Below are 18583 nucleotides of genomic sequence, written 5' to 3' on the forward strand. Positions count from 1 at the left end.
GGGAGGCCCCGGTCCGGCTCCCGCGGAAGCCTCGTCCCCGCTCGGGCGAGGCTTCCGCGAGAGCCCTGTCAGCTGCGGACGGGTCAGCTCGTCACGCGGAAGGTGGCGTCGGCCCGCGCCTGCGTGGTCGTGATCTGGTCCAGCCGGAGCAGGTACGAGTAGTGGCGGATATACCGGTCGGGGTTGTTGTACGACTGGAACGACGACCAGCTCGCGTCGGCCAGCCCGGCGACCTGCCGGAACGTGGCGTCGGCGGCGAACGTCGCGCTGCCGTCGTTGGCCGCCAGCACGAAGTCGAAGTTGCTGTGCCGCAGGTAGTACCCGGGGAAGTTCACCGACTCGAAGGACACGTAGCCCGAGCTGTTGGCCAGGCCCGGCACCAGCCGGAACTGGGCGTCCTGGGCGGGGCTGACGTTGGCGTCGATGCGCACGTCGTAGTTGGCGTGCCGCACGTACCGGGTCTGGAAGTTGTACGACTGGAGCCGGTTGGCCGTCACCGTGGAGCCCCACCGGGCGAGCACCCGGCTCGACTCGGCCGCGGTCAGGTTGAGGATGGAGCCGTGCCGCTTGCGGCTGGTGCCCAGGCTGTAGTCGGTCCGGGTCCGGAAGTTCGCCGTGCTGCCCAGGTTGGTCGAGGTGATCGGCATGTAGCCGCGGCCGGTGGCGTACTGGTCCAGCCACAGCGCCCACTCGTTGCGCCCGTTGAACTGCGCCCACATCGGGCCTTCGACGACGTTGCCGCCGCCGGTGCCGTTGGAGATGCCCATGTGCGACAGGTTGCCGATGCTCGTCCACGAGCCGAGCACCGAGTTGCTGGCCTCGATGGTGATGTGCCCGTCTGCCGACGCCCGGTAGTAGCGGTAGCCGCCGACGCTGCCCGGCACCTCGATGATCTGCGTGTCGATGATCCCCTGGCCCGCGCCGCGGTCGATGTAGAGCTGCGGGGCGGTGAAGCTGCGGAAGTCGCTGGTGCGCACGTAGTAGATGCGGTGCTTCTTGACGCCGTTGAGGGTGGCGTTCGTCGCCCAGTACACGACGTAGTCGCCGGTCGCCGCGTTGTAGATGGCCTCGGGCGCCCAGGCGTCGCCGGCGCCGGAGATGGCGCCCGCCACGTTCAGCAGCCGGGGGGCCGACCAGTTGACCAGGTCGGTGGACTCCCACACCACGAGCGACCTGCTGCCCGCGTTCGCGGCGTCGCTCCAGGAGGTGCCGCTGGCGATGCGCAGGTCGGTCGCGATGATCCAGTAGCGGTCGCCGGCCGGGGAGCGCACGATCGCGGGGTCGCGGACCCCGCGCGTGCCGACGGTGGACAGCAGCACCGGGCCGCCGTTGTTCAGGTCGGTCCAGCGCAGGCCGTCGGTGCTGTGGGCGAGGTAGATCTGCTCGCCGTTGGCCGTCTCGCCGGTGAAGTGCACCATCAGGTAGCCGGTGAACGGGTCGAGTGCGGCCGCGGGCTTGGGCGCGGCCACCGACCAGGACGCGAGGATCAGGCAGGCGAGGGCGAGCAGCGTGCCCAGCCTGGTGCGGGATCTTGCCATGGACGATCTCTCCTCGGGACGGAAGGGAGGGGTCAGAGGGTGGGGACGATCGGCCGGATCGTGCCGTCGCCGTTGAACTCCATGCGGTCGATCGCGGTCTCGCGGTTGGTGCCGTTGCCGGCCGGCACCGCGAACCGGTGGTAGGCGACGTACCAGGTGTCCGTGCCGGGCGCCTGGACCACCGAGTGGTGGCCGGGGCCGCGCACGCCCACGTCGAGCCGCTTGCTCAGCACGACGCCGCGCTTGGTCCAGGGCCCGAGGGGCGAGGTGCCGGTGGCGTACGCGACGCGGTAGTCCTCGCTGCGGGTGTCGTTCTCCGACCACATGAGGTAGTAGGTGCCGTTGCGCTTGAACACGAACGGCGCCTCGTTGTAGCCCGACGGCGTGATGGTGCGCACCTGCGCCGCGTCGAACGAGACCATGTCGGCGTTCAGCGGGACCACCCGCGCCACGCCCTGGCCCCAGTACAGGTAGGACCGGCCGTCGTCGTCGGTGAAGACCATCGGGTCGATCGCCTGCCCGCCGGAGAACTGCCCGCTGGTCACCAGCGGCCGGCCGAGCGCGTCGCGGAACGGCCCGGTGGGCGCGTCTGCCACGGCCACGCCGAGCTGCTTGGCGGTGTTGCCGCTGGCCGCGCCGCCGCTGAAGTACAGGTAGTAGCGGCCGTTCTTCGCCGCGACCGCCGGGGCCCAGGCGGAGTTGTCGGCCCACGACACGTCCGGCCCGTGGTCGAGGATGACGCCGTGGTCGGTCCAGTTCACCAGGTCGGTCGAGGAGAACGCCTTGTAGTAGGTGCCGCTCCAGCCCGCGTACCCGTCGGTGGTCGGGTAGAGGTAGTAGCGGCCGCCGAAGTTGGCGATGTGCGGGTCGGCGAACAGCCCCGGGATCACCGGTCCGGCGCTCGTCTTCGGCGCCCACGGCGCGGCGATCCGGAACGAGCTGTCCGCCCGGAAGGCCGCCGTGTCCTGGTAGGTGTCCAGCCACAGGGCGTAGTCGCGGTGCCTGATCCGCCGGGCCGGGTAGTTGTAGGAGGTGAGCGCGACCGAGCCCGCGACCGAGCCGTCGACCGCGCAGAACGTCGCGTCGGCGCGGAAGACCGCGTCGCCGGTGTTGGCGTCGACCCGCAGCCGGTAGTCCCGGTGCCGCAGGAACAGCCCGCTCTTGGTCTGGAAGGAGTAGCACGCGGGCGAGGCGAGGCCGTTCACCACGGTGAACGTGGCGTCCTGCTTGACCTGTGCGGTGCTGCCCGAGGTGACGGCGTCGATCCGGCCGAGGGAGTCGAGGTGGCGCACGTACCGGCCGGGGTAGTTGACCGCCTCCAGCGACCGTGCCCCGGTGGGCAGTGTCGCCGCGTACGCCGGCGCGCCGGTCAGCACGACCACGAAGCTCGCCGCCAAGGCGGAAACTGCCAGCATGGAGCGAAAACGCATCGTTATCCTCCTATGTTAGCGCTCACATTCCGGTAGCCGTTTTTCGTTGCGACAGAACGGTTTCGGGTTGGAGGAAGTGTCAACACTCCCGTAACCGATGTCAAGCGTCGATCGACGATCCGGCGGACGGCAGTCGCGATGCGACAGTCGCCCCACGCCGCCGGCGGCCGGCGGATTCCGTCGGCGGACGCCGCGCGAAGCGGCCGGTCCCACGGGAAGGCAACCCGTGAGCAGGCCATCATGGCGCACGAGCTTGACATGCGCCGCGCTGGAGACATAGCCTTCCATCGAATTGGTAGGTAACTTTACCGTTTCGATGGAGGATGCCGTGCATCGACGCTCCCACCGGGTTCTGCTCGTCGCCGCCATCACCGCCTCCGGACTCGGTTGGCTGGCCGACGCCGCGCCGGCCGACGCCGCCCCGGCCGCCCTGCAGAGCGTGGTGCCCGCACCGGTCTCGGTGCAGCCGGCCGCGGGCGTCGTGCACACCCTGGCGGCGGGCGCCACGATCCAGACCCAGGCCGGCTCCCCCGCCGCCGCCGACGTCGGGACCTACCTGGCCGGGCTCCTGCGGCCGTCCACCGGCTACGCCCTGCCCGTCACCACCGCCGCCACCACCCCGACCAGCGGCATCGCGCTGCTGCTGACCGGCGCCGACCCGAGCGTCGGCAGCGAGGGCTACCAGCTCGACGTGACCGCCGCGCTGATCAGCATCCGGGCGCAGACCGCCGCCGGCCTGTTCCACGGCGTGCAGACGCTGCGGCAACTGCTGCCGGCCGCCGTCGAGGCTCGCACCGTCCAGCCCGGACCGTGGGAGGTCGCGGGCGGCAGGATCGTCGACCACCCCCGCTACGCCTACCGCGGCGCGATGCTCGACGTGTCACGCCACTTCTTCGGCGTGGACGTCGTGAAGCGGTACCTCGACGAGATCAGCCAGTACAAGATGAACGTGCTGCACCTGCACCTGTCCGACGACCAGGGCTGGCGCATCGTCGTCGACGCCTGGCCGCGCCTGGCCACGGTAGGCGGCAGCACCCAGGTCGGCGGCGGCCCCGGCGGCTACTACACCAAGGCGCAGTACACCGAGATCGTCAACTACGCCGCGGCCCGGCACATCACCATCGTGCCGGAGATCGACCTGCCCGGCCACACCAACGCCGCGCTCGCCTCGTACGCCGAGCTCAACTGCGACAACACGGCGCCGCCGCTGTACACCGGCACCGCCGTGGGCTTCAGCTCGCTGTGCGTCGGCAAGGAGATCACCTACACGTTCGTGCAGCAGGTGCTCAACGAGCTGGCCGCACTCACCCCCGGCCCGTACCTGCACATCGGCGGCGACGAGGCGCACAGCACCTCCGACGCCGACTACCGCACCTTCATGAACCGGATCCAGCCGTTCGTCGGCGCCGCCGGCAAGACCGTCCTGGGCTGGCACCAGCTCGGGCAGGCCGACCACTCCCCCGGCCGCGTCGCGCAGTACTGGGGCACCACCACCTCCGACGCCGACCTGAGCGCCGCGGTCAGCAAGGGCGCCAAGGTCGTGCTGTCGCCGGCCAACAAGGCGTACCTCGACATGAAGTACCACAACCAGACGCCGCTCGGGCTCACCTGGGCCGGGCTGATCGAGGTGCAGACGGCGTACAGCTGGGACCCCGCCACGCTGCTCACCGGCGTACCGGCGAGCGCCATCCTCGGCGTGGAGGCCCCGCTGTGGACCGAGACGATCACCAAGCTCGCCGACATCGAGTTCATGGCCTTCCCCCGCCTGCCGGCGCTGGCCGAGCTGGCCTGGTCGCCGCAGTCGGCCCGCAACTGGGACGCGTTCAAGGTGCGCCTGGGCGCGCAGGGTCCGCGCTGGACCGTGCAGGGCATCAACTTCTACCGCTCCACCCAGGTGCCCTGGGCCACCCCGCCCGTGACCGGCCGGGTCGAGGCGGAGGCGTTCACCGCGCAGTCCGGCGTGCAGATCGTCGCCGACGCCGCCGCCCACGGCGGCAACCGCGTCGGCTACATCGACACCGGGGACTGGATCGGCTTCTCCGGCGTCAACGTCAGCGGCAAGACCGGGTTCACCGCGCGCATCTCGTCCGGCGGCACGGGCGGCACCATCCAGATCCGGTCCGGGTCGGCCACGGGGCCGCTGCTCGGCTCCGCGACCGTCGCCAACACCGGCGGGTGGGGCAATTACGCCGAGGTCACCACCGGCATCAGCGCTGGCAGCGGACCGCTGTTCCTGGTCTTCACCGGATCGGGCAGCGGCCTGTTCGACATCGACTCCTTCGCCCTGACCGGCACCGCTCCCCCGCCCACCCGGGTCGAGGCGGAGGCGTTCACCGCGCAGTCCGGCGTGCAGATCGTCGCCGACGCCGCCGCCCACGGTGGCAACCGCGTCGGGTACATCGAGAGCGGGGACTGGATCGGCTTCTCCAACGTCAACGTCAGCGGCAAGACCGGGTTCAGCGCGCGGATCTCCTCCGGCGGCACCGGCGGCACGATCCAGATCCGCTCCGGCTCAGCGACGGGACCGCTGCTCGGCTCGGCCGCCGTCGCCAACACCGGCGGGTACGGCACCTACGCCGACGTCACCACGACCATCAACGCCGGATCAGGAGCGCTGTTCCTCGTCTTCACCGGAAGCGGTGGCGGCCTGTTCGACATCGACTCCTTCGCCCTCACCCCGGCGGCCTGAACCGGTGCCCGCGTCTGGCGACCGTCCAGGCGCGAGGCACGCCGACCACGACCCGTCCCGTGTTAGGTTGACCACCGTGCTCGAGAAGATCCACAGCGATGAGATCGCGTCCCTGCCGGTGCCGCTGTCGCACGCCGTACGCGCCGGCGACTACGTGTTCATCTCCGGCCAGGTGGCCGTGCGCCCGGACGGCAGCACGGTCACCGGTGACTTCGACGCCGAGGTGCGCACCGTCCTCGACAACCTCCGCGCGGTCTGCCGGGCCGCGGGCGGCGACCTCGGCGACGTGTGCAAGGTGAACGCGTTCCTGCTCGACGCGACCCTGTTCGCCCCGTTCAACGCGGTCTACCGCGAGTACTTCGCCGAGCCCATGCCCGCCCGGTCCACGGTGCTCGCCGCGCTGGCCAACCCCGACTTGCGCGTCGAGGTGGAGGCTATCGCCTACCTTCCCCGGCGCCCGCAGAGCTGACCAGCTCGGTCACCAGGTGAGCCGCCCACCGGCGGTAGCCGGCCGCGCTGGGGTGGAAGCCGTCCTCGGCGTACAGGCCGCTCGTGTCGATCCCGGGGCTGGGCACGTGGAGCGCCGACGGCGCGGTCGCCGCGACGCGGGCCAGGCGGCGGTCCAGCTGCCGGGCGTGCAGGGCCAGCACCGCACGGGTCGGCTGCGGCAGGGTCGGGAAGCCGGAGACGTCCGGCACGCCCGCGAGCACGACGCGGCCCGCCGGGCGCAAGCGCGGGCGCAGGTCGGCCAGCAGCGCGGTGATGTCGTGCTGCCAGGCCCGGGCCGAACGCATCTCCAGCACGTCGTTGACGCCCAGCACGACGACGACGGCGTCGTACGTCTCGTCGGGCAGCTGCGGGACCAGCAGGTCGCGGGTCTTGCGGGCGTTGTATCCGGTGCGTGCGGCCACCCGCCAGGCCACCGGGCCGCCGGTGTGCCGGGCCAGGCCTGACGCGAGCGCCGGTGCCAGGCCGTCCGACTGGTGGGGCACGCCGACCCCGGCGGCCGTCGACTCGCCGAGCACCAGCACCGCCGTCGGATCGCCGCCCGGACCGCCCTCGACGCCGTGGCGGGCACCGGCGGCCTCGGGCAGCACCGGGGTGCGCCGGCGTACGCGTACCCCCTGCGTGATCAGGACCGGCGCGATCGCGAAGGCGAGCGGGCGGCCGGCGCGAAGTGCGATCTGGCCCATCCCGCGGATGCTAACAGCGCTCGCGTTCCCGCAGGCGCACCGGCCGTCACCGGCCGGCAGCCGAGGCGACGGCGAGCGAGGCGAGGATGGCGGCGAGATCGTCGGGGCGTGACCACATCGGCCAGTGGTGGGTGGGCAGATCCAGGTAGGTGACGTCGTGCAGCTCGCTCAGCCCGCCGACGAACGGCAGCCCTCGGCGTGCCGCGTCCTTGATCTCGCTGGACGGCATCGAGGTGCAGATCACGGTCGTCGGGACGGCGAGGCGGGCCGGATCGGCCAGGGGCGCGGCCTCGCGCAGCGCCGCCCCGGGCTGCGGAAGCGCGAGCCTGCGGAACCGGTCCAGCTGCTCGACGGTGAGGGCGGGCGCGTCGGCGTCCGGGCCGCTCCAGTCCGGCGGCGGTGACTCGACGCCGGTGAACCCCGGTTCGAGTGCGCCGCGCACCGGCCCGGAGTCGACGTAGACCATCGCGGCGATGCGCTCGGGCACCCGGTCGGTCGCACCGTAGCCGGGTGCACCCGCACCGCTGTGCACCGCGAGCACCACCGGCCGGCCCGCCGCCTCGACCGCGGCGACGATGGCGTCCACATGGGCGGCCATGGTGATCGCCGACCGGTCGGTGCCGGGTGCGTCGAGACCGGGCAGGGTGAGCGCGGTGACCTGGTGACCTCCGGCCCGCAATGCGGCGGCCACCTCGTCCCATGCCCACGCGCCGAGCCAGAAGCCGGGAACGAGGATGATCGGCGCCGATTTCATGATCGGAGACTAGTCGGGGGCACCGACATCGAGACGTGGCACACCACCGCTCGCCATCCTAGGAGACTGCTCCGGCGCATCCGAGCCGAAGCAGCTGATCCGTGGCGTGGCGTCAGCCGCTTCCCAGCTCACGCCCAGGGTCAGTGGTTAACGTGGGCGCATGGACGAGAACCGAGCCCGGCGAGTGGTGGACGTGCTGCGCGAGCGTGGGGTGCCTGCCCACCTGTCTCTCGCCGGCGGGCACCGCCGGGTCGGCATCCGGATCGCGCTGCCCGACGGCCGCGAGGCGCTGTGGGACACCGACGGCACCGCCGGGCTGGAGGCGCAGGTGCTGCGCGACGGGATGCTGGTCGGCTTCGTGCCGCACATCCCAGGCTCCGAGGACTTCACCGAGGACCAGGTCATCGACGCCATCGCGCGCACCGACTACGACCAGCCGATCGCCCGCCAGCGCAGCCAGGCCCCGCCGCCCGCCGCGCCGCTGCCCATGGAGGGCGGCTTCTTCCGCCGCCTGCGCGACGGCTTCCGCTGACCAACGCTGAGGTCGGCGGCGGATCCTGCCGGCCCGGCGCGTTGCGCCGAGCCGGGCCGCACCCGGTGACGATCGCGCTCGGCGACGCTTCGCCGCGACCGTGCTCGGCCGGTTCGCCCCCGACCCGGCGACGCTGGGCGCGCTGGTCACCGACGACACCGTGCCGTGCCGGTGCGAGGAGGTGCGGGCCGGCGACATCCGCCATGCCCTGCGCGAGCATCCGCACCTGGGCACCGCCAACGCGGTCAAGCTGCTGACCCGGGCGGTCATGGGCCCGTGCCAGGGTCGGTCCTGCCAGCCCGCCATGTGCGGGCTGATCGCCGCGGCGGCCGGGCGCTCGCCCCAGCAGGTCGGCGCGTTCACCGTGCGGGCGCCCGTCAATCCGGTGCCGCTGGCGGGCCTGGCGGCGGCCGCGCTGCCACCCGACCGCGCCTGAACACCCCCCCGGCGGGCTCGACACGGATTGTATACGGCCTATATGCATACCCATCTATGATCGGCAGCCATTGTCGCTCTCGTGGATGGGATCCCGCCCTTGTTCCGAAGAGTCTCACGTGTCCTGTCGGGCACGTTCATCATGCTGCTGGCCGTCCTGGCGGTCGGGGCCGGTCCCGCCCGCGCGGCGGGGCCGATGCCCCACTTCCAGCTGCCGTTCCCCTGCGGGGAGACCTGGCGGCTGGCCACGTACTCCGGTCACGACGACTACGACATCGACATGACCTACACCGGTGGCGGCAGCAGCGGCCGCGCGATCGTGGCGGCGGCGGGCGGCAACGTCGCCGCGCGGGGTTACGGCAGCGGCGCCGGCAACTACCTCACCCTCGACCACGGCGGGGGCTGGCGCACCACGTACATGCACATGATCCAGCCCGCCAGCGTGACCTCCGGCTGGGTGAACGGCGGGCAGGTCATCGGCTTCGTCGGCAGCACCGGCAACTCCACCGGCCCGCACCTGCACTACGAGGTGACCCGCGACGGCGGCAAGACCGAGGCCTACTTCAACGGCTCCCCGTCGGGCATCACCTCCGACGGCAGCGCGTCCACCGGCCCGATCTACGTCAACGGCCCCGTCTCCCCCGCCCGCAACGTCACCAGCGCCAACTGTGGTCGCACCATCCGCCACGACCACGTCTCCGACTTCAGCGGCGACGGCCACGCCGACGTGCTGGGCGTCAACGCCGCGGGGAACCTGCTCTACTACCCCAACAACGGGCTCGCCCTGTCCTCACCGGTCCAGATCGGCAACGGCTGGGGCACCTTCAAGCACGTCATGGCCGCCGACTTCAGCGGCGACGGCGCCGCCGACGTGCTGGGCGTCAACTCCGCGGGGAACCTGCTGTACTACCCCAACAACGGGCTCGCCCTGTCCTCACCGGTCCAGATCGGCAACGGCTGGGGCACCTTCAAACACGTCATGGCCGCCGACTTCAGCGGTGACGGCGCCGCCGACGTGCTCGGCGTCGACGCCTCCGGCCTCCTGTGGTACTACCCCCACAACGGGGCGGGCCTGTCCACACCCGTGCAGATCGGCAACGGCTGGGGCACCTTCACCCACGTCGTGGCGGCCGACTACAGCGGGGACGGCCACGCCGACGTGCTGGGGGTCAACGCCGCGGGGAACCTGCTGTACTACCCCAACAACGGGCTCGCCCTGTCCTCGCCGGTCCAGATCGGCAACGGATGGAGCACGTTCAAGCACGTCAACGCCGTCGACTTCAGCGGCGACGGCGCCGCCGACGTGCTCGGCGTCGACGCGTCCGGCAACCTGTGGTACTACGCGCACAACGGGGCGGGGCTGTCCGCGCCCGTGCAGATCGGCAACGGCTGGGGCACGTTCAAGCACGTCATGTGAGCAGCACGGACACCGGAGCCGCTGCCCGATCCGTTCAGGACCGGGCGGCGGCTCCGCCGTGGGCGGCAGACGGCGTCCTGTGACGGGTCGCGCGCGGGTCGGCTGAGGCACGGGCACCTCCACCGATCGGAACATGAAAGATCATCGGTGGGTGGATGATACGGTGGCCCGACCGACGACTCGTGCACTCCGCCGTACGACCGCCAGGCTGCGCCAGCCCGGGCTCTGCACGCTGAGGTGAGGATGGCTGTCCACTTCGACCTGCTCGGCCCGCTGGAAGTCTTCCGGGACGGCCAACCGGTCGCGCTCGGTTCGACCAAACAGCAGCTGGTGCTGGCGGCTCTGCTGCTCCGTCCGGGTGAGGCCGCGTCCAACGACGAGCTGGTGGCGATGCTGTGGGGCGACCAGCCACCCCTGTCGGCCGCCGCCAACGTGCGCACCTATGTGCGCGGGCTGCGGCAGGCGCTGCTCGACGGGGAGTCCGCCGAGCGCCGCATCGTCACCACGCCCGGCGGCTACCTGCTGCGGGTGGAGCCGGACGAGCGCGACCTGGACCGGTTCGACGCCGCCGCGGCACGCGGACGGGCCGCCCTGGCCGCCGGTGATCCGGCGGCGGCCGAGGCGGCGCTGTCCGCCGCGGTCGGCCTGTGGCGCGGGCCCGCCCTGGCCGGACTGCCGCTGCCCAGGATGCTCACCGGCCGGGTCGCGCAGCTGGAGGAGCGGCGGCTGCTGGCCGAGGAGGACTACGCCACGGCACGGCTGGCGCTCGGCGAGGCGGCCGAGGCGATCCCGCGGCTGCGTGCGCTGCTCGACCGCCATCCGCTGCGGCAGCGCGCGTGGGCCCAGCTGATGACCGGCCTCTACCAGATCGGCGACGTGTCCGGCGCGCTGGCGGCGTTCCGGCGGGCCAGGCAGGTGCTGGCCGAGGAGACCGGACTGGACCCCGGGCCTGAGCTGACCCGCCTGCACGACGACATCCTGCACCACCGGGTGGCACCGGACGGCCCCGCCGCGACCGCGCCGGGCGGTGACCCGCCGGCCCGCGTGCCGGCGACACGCCCGCAGCAGCTGCCGCTGGCCCTGCCCGGATTCGTCGGCCGCAGCGCGGAGCTGGCCCGGCTCGATGCCACGCTCGGCACCGGGCGCGACGGCCCGCCCGGGGTGGACATCGTGACCGTCAGCGGCATGCCCGGCGTCGGCAAGACCACCCTCGCGCTGCACTGGGCACATCGGGCGGTCGACCTCTTCCCCGACGGCCAGCTGTACGTGAACCTGCGCGGATACGCCGACGCCGACGCCGTGTCCCCCGCCGACGCCCTGGTCACGTTCCTGGAGGCGCTCGGCGTGCCGATCGGCCGCATCCCGAGCAGCATCGACGCCCGCTCCGGGCTCTACCGCAGCCTGCTGGCCCCGCGCCGGATGCTGATCGTGCTCGACAACGCCCGCGACGCCGACCAGGTGCGCCCCCTGCTGCCCGGCGCGGGCCGCTGCGCGGTCGTGGTGACGAGCCGGGAGCAGCTCGCCGGACTCGCCGCCGCCGAGGGGGCCCGGCCGCTGACGCTGCAGGTGCTGACCGCCGCGGAGTCGATGAACCTGCTGCGCAGCCGGATCGGCGACGACCGGGTCGCCGCGGCGCCGCTGGCGACCGCCGAGATGATCGAGGCGACGGGCCGCCTCCCACTCGCGCTGTCCATGGTGGCGGCGCGGGTGGCCGCCAAGCCCACCTTCCCGCTGGAGGCCGTCGCGGCGCAGCTGCGCCCGTCCGAGGCGAGGCTCGGGCTGCTGGCTGACGGGGACGTGCGACGGGTCTTCTCGTGGTCGCACCGGGCCCTGAGCCCCGACGCCGCCCACCTGCTGCGCCTGCTGGGCCTGCACCCCGGCCCCGACCTGACCGGCGACGCCGCCGCCGCGCTGCTCGGCCGGCCCCGGCACGCCGTCACCCCGCTGCTGCAGGAGCTGACCCGCCTGCACCTGCTCACCGAGCACCTGCCCGAGCGGTACGCCCTGCACGACCTGCTCCGGTCGTACGCGGCCGAGCTGGCGCAGGCGTCCGAGCGGGCCGACGAGCGGCACGCCGCCGGGCTGCGCATGTACGACCACTACCTGCACAGCGCCCGTGCCGCCGCCGTGCTGCTCCAGCCGACCTGGACCCCGGTCGAGCCGCTGCCGCCCCAGCCGGCGAGCGTGCCCGTGCCCGTCCCCGACCGCGACGCCGCCGTGGCCTGGTTCCATGCCGAGCACCCCGTGCTGCTCCGGGTGCTGCGGCAGGCCGCCGACACCGGCTCGGAGACCTACGCCTGCCGGCTCGCCTGGGCCCTGGCGGCGTACCTCGCTCCCCGCGGCCTGTTCCAGGACCAGCTGACGGCCCAGCAGGCCGCGCTCGCCGCGGCCGAGCGGATCGGCGACCTCGGCGCGCAGGCGCTGGCCAGCCGGATGCTCGCCCGCGCGCTCATGCGCCTGGGCGACCAGGACGCGGCCGAACAGCACGTCCAGCGGGCGCTGGAGCTGTACGAGCAGCTCGGTGACCTGGACGGGCTCGCCCTGACCCTGCGCCACTACACCGAGCACTGCACGCAGTGCGGCCGGCTGGACGAGGCGCTCAAGCACAGCACCGAGGCGCTGCGCGTGTCCCGGCTCATGGGCAGCCGGTACGCCGAGGCCCGCGCCCTGAACACCAAGGGTTACCTGCACGCCCTCACCGGGGACTACGGGCAGGCGGTCGCCGACTGCACGCAGGCCCTCGCCCAGCAGCGGCAGATGGACGACCGCGTGGGGCAGGCCGCGACGCTCGACAGCCTCGGCTTCGCGTACCACCGCCTCGGCGACCCCGCCAAGGCCGCGGCCTGCTACGAGCAGTCCGTGGAACGCTTTCGGGAGTCCGCCAACCGGTACCACGAAGCGCTGACCCTGGTCCGGCTCGGCGAGGCGCGGGAGGCGATGGCGGATCTCTCCGCCGCCGCCGAAGCGTGGCGGCGAGCGGTGCGGATCCACGACGACGCGGGCGACCCGGCCGCCGACGAGGTCCGCCGTCGGCTGGCCCGGCTGTCCCCCTCCTGATCCAGACCCGCCCACGTCGCCTCCGCCGGCTACGCGGGACCGGCCGCCTGGAGCTGATCGTGGACCAGCGCCTCGTACCGGCGGCCGTAGGCGATCAGCTCGTCGTGGGTGCCCTGCTCCACCAGGCGCCCGTCCTCCATCACCCCGATCAGGTCGGCGTTGACGACGGTGCTCAGCCGGTGCGCGATGACGATCCGGGTGCACGACAGCGCCGACAGCACCTCGTCGACCCGGCGCTCGGTGACCACGTCCAGGTGGCTGGTCGCCTCGTCGAGCAGCAGCAGCGGCGGGCGGTGCACCAGGGCGCGGGCCAGGGCGAGCCGCTGGCGCTGCCCGCCGGACAGGCCGCCGCCGCCCTCGGTCAGACGGGTCTCGTACGCCATCGGCATCATCATGATCTCGTCGTGGATCTGCGCGCGCTGCGCCGCGAGGACGACCTCCTCGTAGGTGGCGGACGGGTGGCCGAGCGAGATGTTGTCGCGGATGGACCCGGCGAACAGCGACGGCTCCTGCGTGACCATGCCGCAGGAGCGGCGCAGCTGCCGGAAGTCGAGGTCCGGCAGCGGCCGGCCGTCGAAGCGCACCTGCCCTTCGCTGGGCAGGTAGAGCCCGAGGATCGACTTGGCGAGCGTCGTCTTGCCCGAGCCGGTGCGGCCGACCAGCGCGACCTTCGCGCCCGCCGGGATGTCCAGGTCGACGCCCCGGATGGCCCACGCGGCGTTGGCGCTGTAGCGCATGCCCACACCGGTGAGGGTGACCTGGCCGGTGATCGGGACGGCGGACCGCGGCGCCGACCGGTCCTGTTCGGTGGCCTCGTCCATGACGTCGCGGATCCGGTCCAGGTGGGTGCCGACGGCCTGCAGCTGCCGGGTGGCGTTGACCAGCGCCATCAGCGGGGCGAGGACGGCCGCGGCGAGCGAGTTCAGGGCCAGCATGGTGCCCAGCGACATGGTGCCGGCGGTGACCTGGTGCGCGCCGAACCACAGCAGCAGCATCGGCGCGCCCATCCGGAACACGCCGAGGATCGCGTCGAGCGCGGCCTCGAGCTGGCGGCGGTGCAGTCCGGCGACCTGCTTGGTCTGGAACAGTCCCGACCAGCGGCCGAGGACCTGCTGCTCGGCGCCCATCGCCTTGATGCTCTCCGCGCCGGCCAGCACCTCGACGGCGTAGCTCTGCTCCTCGGTCTGGGCGGCGATGTCGCGGTGCGTGCGCTCCCGCATCGCCCGGAAGGTCAGCAGGATCAGCACCAGCTGCACGGCAGCGAGCAGCAGCACCAGCCAGCCGTAGACCGGGGTGAGCGCCATCAGCAGCGCGATGTAGACGAGGGTGAACAGCCCGTCGAGGGCGAAGGACATGGTCTGGCTGGTGACCATGTCGCGGATGACGGTGTTGCTGGACATCCGCATCAGCAGGTCACCGCTGCTGCGCAGCTGGAAGTACGCGTACGGCAGCGCCAGCAGATGGTCGAAGAAGCGGCGCATCATGCCGTCGTCCATCCGCGCCTGCAGGACGTTGAGCGCGAGCCCGCGCGCGTAGCCGGCGATCGCCTGCGTGGCCAGCAGCAGGAGCATGCCGGCGCCGACGACGGTCAGCGCGTCGACCTGCCCGTGACCGATCACCGTGTCCACGGTGAACTTGGTGAGCAGCGCGGGCAGCAGCACGACCAGCTGGATCAGCAGCGAGATGCCCAGCACCAGCGCGAGCAGCGGCCGCGAGAAGCTCAGCATGCCGCGGACGAAGCGCAGCGTGGCCAGCCGCCCCGGGGCCGGGCGGCGCTCGAACCCGGCGCCCGGGACGAGCTCGATGGCGATGCCGGTGAAGCCCTCGCCGAACTCCTCCCGGCTCATCCGCCGCCGGCCCAGGCCGGGGTCCACCACGACCGCGCCGCGGCTGTCCCAGCGCTCCAGGACCAGGTAGTGCCGGAAGTTCCAGTGCACGATCGCGGGCAGGCTCAGCTGCGGCAAAGCGTCGAGGTCCAGGCTGACGCCACGGGTACGCATCCCCAGCTCGCGCGCGAGCTGGGTGATCTGCAGGGCGGACGCGCCGTCGCGGCCGATGCCCAGCCGGTCGCGGCACTCGGCGACGGTGGTCCAGCGCCGGTGGGCGCACATGACCATCGCCAGGCACGCGGCGCCGCATTCGGTCGCGCTCATCTGCAGCAGGACGGGAACCCGCCTGCGGGGCCCGGGCCCGCCGGTGCTCATCGCGTGGTCCTTTCCAGGCCGGGGATCAGTTCGAGCAGCGTGGGGGTGGCGACGACCAGGCTGACCTGCCCGGAGGCCCGCTGCGGGTCCCCGGCCAGCAGGACGACCGTGAGCGGGCGGGCGACCTGGGGCGGCACGCCCCAGCGCCCGGCGTCGGCGGCGTCGACGACGAGCTCGGCCCGCACGACGCGCAGCGGCGGCCGGCCCGGCTCCTCCCGCAGGGTCGCCTCGGCGCCGGGCGCGGGCAGCGGATCCAGGCTGCCGGGGAACACCGCGACGAGCGCGCCGCCGTCCACGCCGACCACCGAGCCGGTGACCGCCTGCGGGACGCGGACCACGGCGACGAAGGCCGCGCCCACGGCCAGCAGCGCGACGAGGGCGACCAGCGGCCAGCGGGCGGCCCGCAGCGGCGTCGGCGCGACGCCGCCGGGCAGGCCCTCGCGGTAGACGGCGAGGGCCTGCGGGCGGAACGGCAGCACCGGGCGCTCAGCCACGTGCGCCGCTGTCCCGCGCCTGCCGTGGGGTCTCCAGCAGCAGCACGGACGGGATCCGTTCGGGCAGCGCCAGCCGCAGCAGGTTGTAGCCGATGCCCGCGACGCCGCTCATCAGCCCGGGCGTCTCCGCGCCGAGCGGCACCCCGCACAGCCGGCCGGATTCCTCGATGTTGGCCAGCACGCTGGCGGCGACGAGCTCCGCCTGCCGGGCGACGTCCTCGTCGCCGGCCGCCTGCGCGGCCGTCCGCAGCGCTTCGACGTTGCCGAGGTCGCCGTGGCAGATGCTGTGGTTGCCCGTGCCGGTGATCACGTCGCCGGTGAGGCCGAACTCCAGCATGCCGGTGATGGCGTCGGCGAGGTCCCGCTGGATGGTCTCCCGGTCCTCGACGTATCCGGCGAGGTCGGCCCGCGCCAGCGCGATCCCGGGCGCGCCGTGGCACCAGGCGATCATGGAGTACCGGTCGGGGGTGCTGTCGCGCAGGTCGAGCCAGCAGTGGTGGTCCGGGTCGTGGAGGGAGCGTTCGTGGCGCAGCGCGCCGTCCACCAGGTGGGCGTGGTCGCGCCGGCCGAGCACCCGGTCCACCCGGGCGAGCGCGACGGCGATGCCGGACCCGCCGTGCGAGAAACCCGCCAGCGGCCGGGCCGGGTTGACCGCGCCACGCCAGCCGATCCCGTCGCCGGTCTCCTCGGCGGCGGCTTCGAGGATGCCGGCGAAGGTGCGCACCGCGTCGAGCGTCTCCGGCGCCGGCCGTACGGCGTGCAGGGCGAGCACCGCGAGGATGGCGCCGGCCGAGCCGCTGACGACGTCGTAGGCCTCGTCCTTCGGTGCCAGGTGCAGCAGCGCGGGGACGATGCGGCCCGCCGCGTCCAGCAGGTCGTCGCGGTGCCACAGGCTGCCCAGGTGGCTCAGCGCGTAGAGCGTGCCGCCCAGCTCGTTGAAGACGCCGATGGTGAAGTTCTCCAGCGTCTCGGCGGGGGTCTCGGCAAGCAGGTCGACCTGCTTGACCAGCATCGTCGCGGCGGTCTCGGCCGCCTCGCGGTAGCGGGCCTCGCCCGTGACGTCGCCGAGGTAGCCGAGGAACAGGGCGATGCCGGAGATCCCGCTGTACAGATCCGGGCCGATCGGGCCGAGCTGCCACATCTTGTCGGCGACGAGCGTGAGCCCGAGCCAGGCGATGGAGTCCTCGCCGGTGTTGGCCGAGGCCAGTAGCTGGTCGCCGGCGGCGCGGGCGGCCGCCACGAACCGTTGCGCGGCGGCCGGCTCGATGGCGGCGGCGACCTCGTACGTCGACCACTGGCCCTGGCCCTGCGCGCCCATCGCGAGGGCGGCCAGCGAGCTGCGCAGGATCCAGGTCTGCTGCACCAGGTGCGCCTCGGACAGCGCGGACAGGCGCCGGCGGGACCGGTCCAGGCCGCTGACGCTCAGCACGCCCTCGATGAGCGCACCGTCCCCGGAGACGAAGTCGCGGGAGCCGGGCCGGGTGGTGAACATGGGGATGTCGCCGCGGCTGAGCTGCGCCTGCTCGGCCGCCGCGATGGCCGCCTCGGCGCCGGGCCACTCGTGCTGCAGCCACAGGAAGCTGAAGAACCGGTCGCGGTCCAGGGCGTCGCGCAGCAGGTCGGGGTGGCGGCTCTCCTGCAGCAGCTTGGTGTAGGTGCGGGTCGCGCGCAGGATCACCCGCACCTCGTCGTCGGCGAACGCGGCCACCGGCCCGTCCGGGCCGAGCAGCGCGTCGCGGTGGGTGTGCAGCAGCCGGTACGTCCGCTCGAACCCCTCGATGATCGCGTCGCTGTAGTCGAGGGCGTGGTGTTCGGTGCCGGTCAGCTCGGGCAGGTTCTGCCCGCCGCCCATCGGGACGCGCTTGCGGACCAGGCGCATCTCGTCGCTGCCCGCCTCCTCCCAGGTCGCCACCGGGGTCGGGGTGAGCTGCCCGGCCGAGCCGGCCAGGCCGCTGAAGTCGACGCCGCTGACGCCGTCGTCGTCCTGGAAGATGATCGGGCGCGGCAGCAGGCCGACGTCCAGCACGGACTCCTGCATCGTGCGGAAGGCGTCGGCGGAGACGCCCAGCTCCTCGTCGTCGGGGCGGCCGCGGGGGTGGAACAGCGCCTCCAGATCTACCAGCATCGGGTGCTCGCCGGCGGCGATGATGTTCTCCAGATGGAAGTCGACGGCGGCGAGGCTGTGCAGCAGCGCCAGGTAGCCGCCCTGCCGGGTGTAGAACCGGCGCAGCTGCGCGGCGTCGGTGCAGGGTCCGGCGGCGACGAACTCCGACCAGCCGTACTCGCCGCGGTCGAGCACCCACAGGGTGCGGAAGGGCGGCTGCGCGCCGCGCTCGTTGAGCCAGTCGAGCAGCTGCTGGAAATGGATCTCCACGGCCAGCCCGCGGGGCTTGTAGACCACCCGCGCGCCGCTGGTGAAGCGTACGAACCCGACCGAGCGCCCGTCCCGGTGCGAGTCACCGGCGTCGACCGACACGTCGGCCACCACGCCGAGCCGGGCCGCGTCTCCGAGCCGTTCGGCCAGCGTGGCCACGTCGGCGACGAGCCGCTGCGCGAACTCGATGCGGGCCTGCGCCCAGTTGTCGATCAGGACGGTCGCGTCCCGGGCCAGCACCGGGTACTCCATCAGCACTTCGAGGGCGTACTTCGGGTCGCTCAGCCGCCGGGTGAAGTCCTGGAACCGCTGCTGCGGGGTGTCGCCTGCGAGCTGACCCTGCACGCGCAGCACGTTCAGCTCCAGCACCAGGGCGCGGCCGACGAGCAGGTTCACCTGGCCGCTCGGCACCGCACTGAGCTGCGCGGCGAGCCGGTCGGCGTCGATGAGCGGCGAGGGCGCCTGG

At 73.1% G+C, this 18583-nt stretch carries 13 protein-coding genes; 6 read left to right on the top strand and 7 right to left on the bottom strand.

The genetic code is table 11. The features are described from left to right. Positions 1–83 precede the first annotated feature (83 nt). Positions 84–1538, bottom strand: a complete 1455-nt coding sequence (locus tag AB0J67_RS20395; RefSeq protein WP_363484841.1) for a glycoside hydrolase family 43 protein — start codon at positions 1536–1538, stop codon at positions 84–86. Positions 1539–1570: 32 nt separating this feature from the next. Beyond that, positions 1571–2968, bottom strand: a complete 1398-nt coding sequence (locus AB0J67_RS20400; RefSeq protein WP_363484844.1) for a family 43 glycosylhydrolase — start codon at positions 2966–2968, stop codon at positions 1571–1573. 328 nt (positions 2969–3296) lie between these two features. On the opposite strand from AB0J67_RS20400, the gene AB0J67_RS20405 reads away from it, so the two are divergent. Next, positions 3297–5657, top strand: a complete 2361-nt coding sequence (locus AB0J67_RS20405) for a family 20 glycosylhydrolase (protein ID WP_363484847.1) — start codon at positions 3297–3299, stop codon at positions 5655–5657. A 76-nt stretch (positions 5658–5733) separates the two neighbouring features. Continuing rightward, positions 5734–6126 (top strand): RidA family protein, encoded by a 393-nt coding sequence (locus tag AB0J67_RS20410; RefSeq protein ID WP_363484880.1) that lies wholly within the window; start codon positions 5734–5736, stop codon positions 6124–6126. On the opposite strand, the gene AB0J67_RS20415 is transcribed toward AB0J67_RS20410, so the two are convergent. Both AB0J67_RS20415 and AB0J67_RS20420 read right to left on the bottom strand, forming a co-directional pair. Then, complete coding sequence (locus AB0J67_RS20415; RefSeq protein ID WP_363484850.1) at positions 6092–6850, bottom strand: SGNH/GDSL hydrolase family protein; 759 nt, start codon at positions 6848–6850, stop codon at positions 6092–6094. The genes AB0J67_RS20410 and AB0J67_RS20415 overlap by 35 nt on opposite strands. 46 nt (positions 6851–6896) lie before the next feature. Further along, positions 6897–7604: an alpha/beta hydrolase gene (locus AB0J67_RS20420; protein ID WP_363484853.1), complete on the bottom strand. Its 708-nt coding sequence runs from the start codon at positions 7602–7604 to the stop codon at positions 6897–6899. A gap of 160 nt (positions 7605–7764) precedes the next feature. On the opposite strand from AB0J67_RS20420, the gene AB0J67_RS20425 reads away from it, so the two are divergent. The 4 genes from AB0J67_RS20425 (at position 7765) to AB0J67_RS20440 (ending at position 13045) form a co-directional block, all read left to right on the top strand. Then, positions 7765–8136: a hypothetical protein gene (locus AB0J67_RS20425; RefSeq protein ID WP_363484856.1), complete on the top strand. Its 372-nt coding sequence runs from the start codon at positions 7765–7767 to the stop codon at positions 8134–8136. 100 nt (positions 8137–8236) lie between these two features. Next, positions 8237–8572 (top strand): (2Fe-2S)-binding protein, encoded by a 336-nt coding sequence (locus AB0J67_RS20430; RefSeq protein WP_363484859.1) that lies wholly within the window; start codon positions 8237–8239, stop codon positions 8570–8572. 99 nt (positions 8573–8671) lie between these two features. Further along, positions 8672–9988, top strand: coding sequence for an FG-GAP-like repeat-containing protein (locus tag AB0J67_RS20435; protein WP_363484862.1), 1317 nt, complete (start codon positions 8672–8674; stop codon positions 9986–9988). Between the two features lie 243 nt (positions 9989–10231). Continuing rightward, positions 10232–13045, top strand: coding sequence for a BTAD domain-containing putative transcriptional regulator (locus AB0J67_RS20440; RefSeq protein ID WP_363484865.1), 2814 nt, complete (start codon positions 10232–10234; stop codon positions 13043–13045). 29 nt (positions 13046–13074) lie between these two features. On the opposite strand, the gene AB0J67_RS20445 is transcribed toward AB0J67_RS20440, so the two are convergent. The 3 genes from AB0J67_RS20445 to AB0J67_RS20455 all read right to left on the bottom strand — a co-directional run. After that, the gene (locus AB0J67_RS20445; protein ID WP_363484868.1) at positions 13075–15249 is read right to left on the bottom strand and encodes a peptidase domain-containing ABC transporter; all 2175 of its coding nucleotides are present in this window, start codon (positions 15247–15249) and stop codon (positions 13075–13077) included. Then, positions 15246–15743 (bottom strand): hypothetical protein, encoded by a 498-nt coding sequence (locus AB0J67_RS20450; RefSeq protein ID WP_363484871.1) that lies wholly within the window; start codon positions 15741–15743, stop codon positions 15246–15248. The genes AB0J67_RS20445 and AB0J67_RS20450 overlap by 4 nt, the downstream gene beginning before the upstream one ends. Beyond that, the coding region (locus AB0J67_RS20455) for a type 2 lanthipeptide synthetase LanM family protein (RefSeq protein ID WP_363484874.1) at positions 15736–18583 on the bottom strand (2848 nt) is incomplete at its 5' end. The genes AB0J67_RS20450 and AB0J67_RS20455, both read right to left, overlap by 8 nt.

It is taken from the genome of Catellatospora sp. NPDC049609 (genome assembly GCF_040675365.1).
GTDB lineage: Bacteria > Actinomycetota > Actinomycetes > Mycobacteriales > Micromonosporaceae > Catellatospora.

Excerpts from the sequence above, each read along its gene's own strand:
- AB0J67_RS20440 (WP_363484865.1), top strand. The coding sequence starts at position 10,232 with ATGGCTGTCCACTTCGACCTGCTCGGCCCGCTGGAAGTCTTCCGGGAC.
- AB0J67_RS20415 (WP_363484850.1), bottom strand. The coding sequence starts at position 6,850 with ATGGGCCAGATCGCACTTCGCGCCGGCCGCCCGCTCGCCTTCGCGATC.
- AB0J67_RS20445 (WP_363484868.1), bottom strand. The coding sequence starts at position 15,249 with ATGAGCACCGGCGGGCCCGGGCCCCGCAGGCGGGTTCCCGTCCTGCTG.
- AB0J67_RS20395 (WP_363484841.1), bottom strand. The coding sequence starts at position 1,538 with ATGGCAAGATCCCGCACCAGGCTGGGCACGCTGCTCGCCCTCGCCTGC.
- AB0J67_RS20420 (WP_363484853.1), bottom strand. The coding sequence starts at position 7,604 with ATGAAATCGGCGCCGATCATCCTCGTTCCCGGCTTCTGGCTCGGCGCG.
- AB0J67_RS20400 (WP_363484844.1), bottom strand. The coding sequence starts at position 2,968 with ATGCGTTTTCGCTCCATGCTGGCAGTTTCCGCCTTGGCGGCGAGCTTC.
- AB0J67_RS20425 (WP_363484856.1), top strand. The coding sequence starts at position 7,765 with ATGGACGAGAACCGAGCCCGGCGAGTGGTGGACGTGCTGCGCGAGCGT.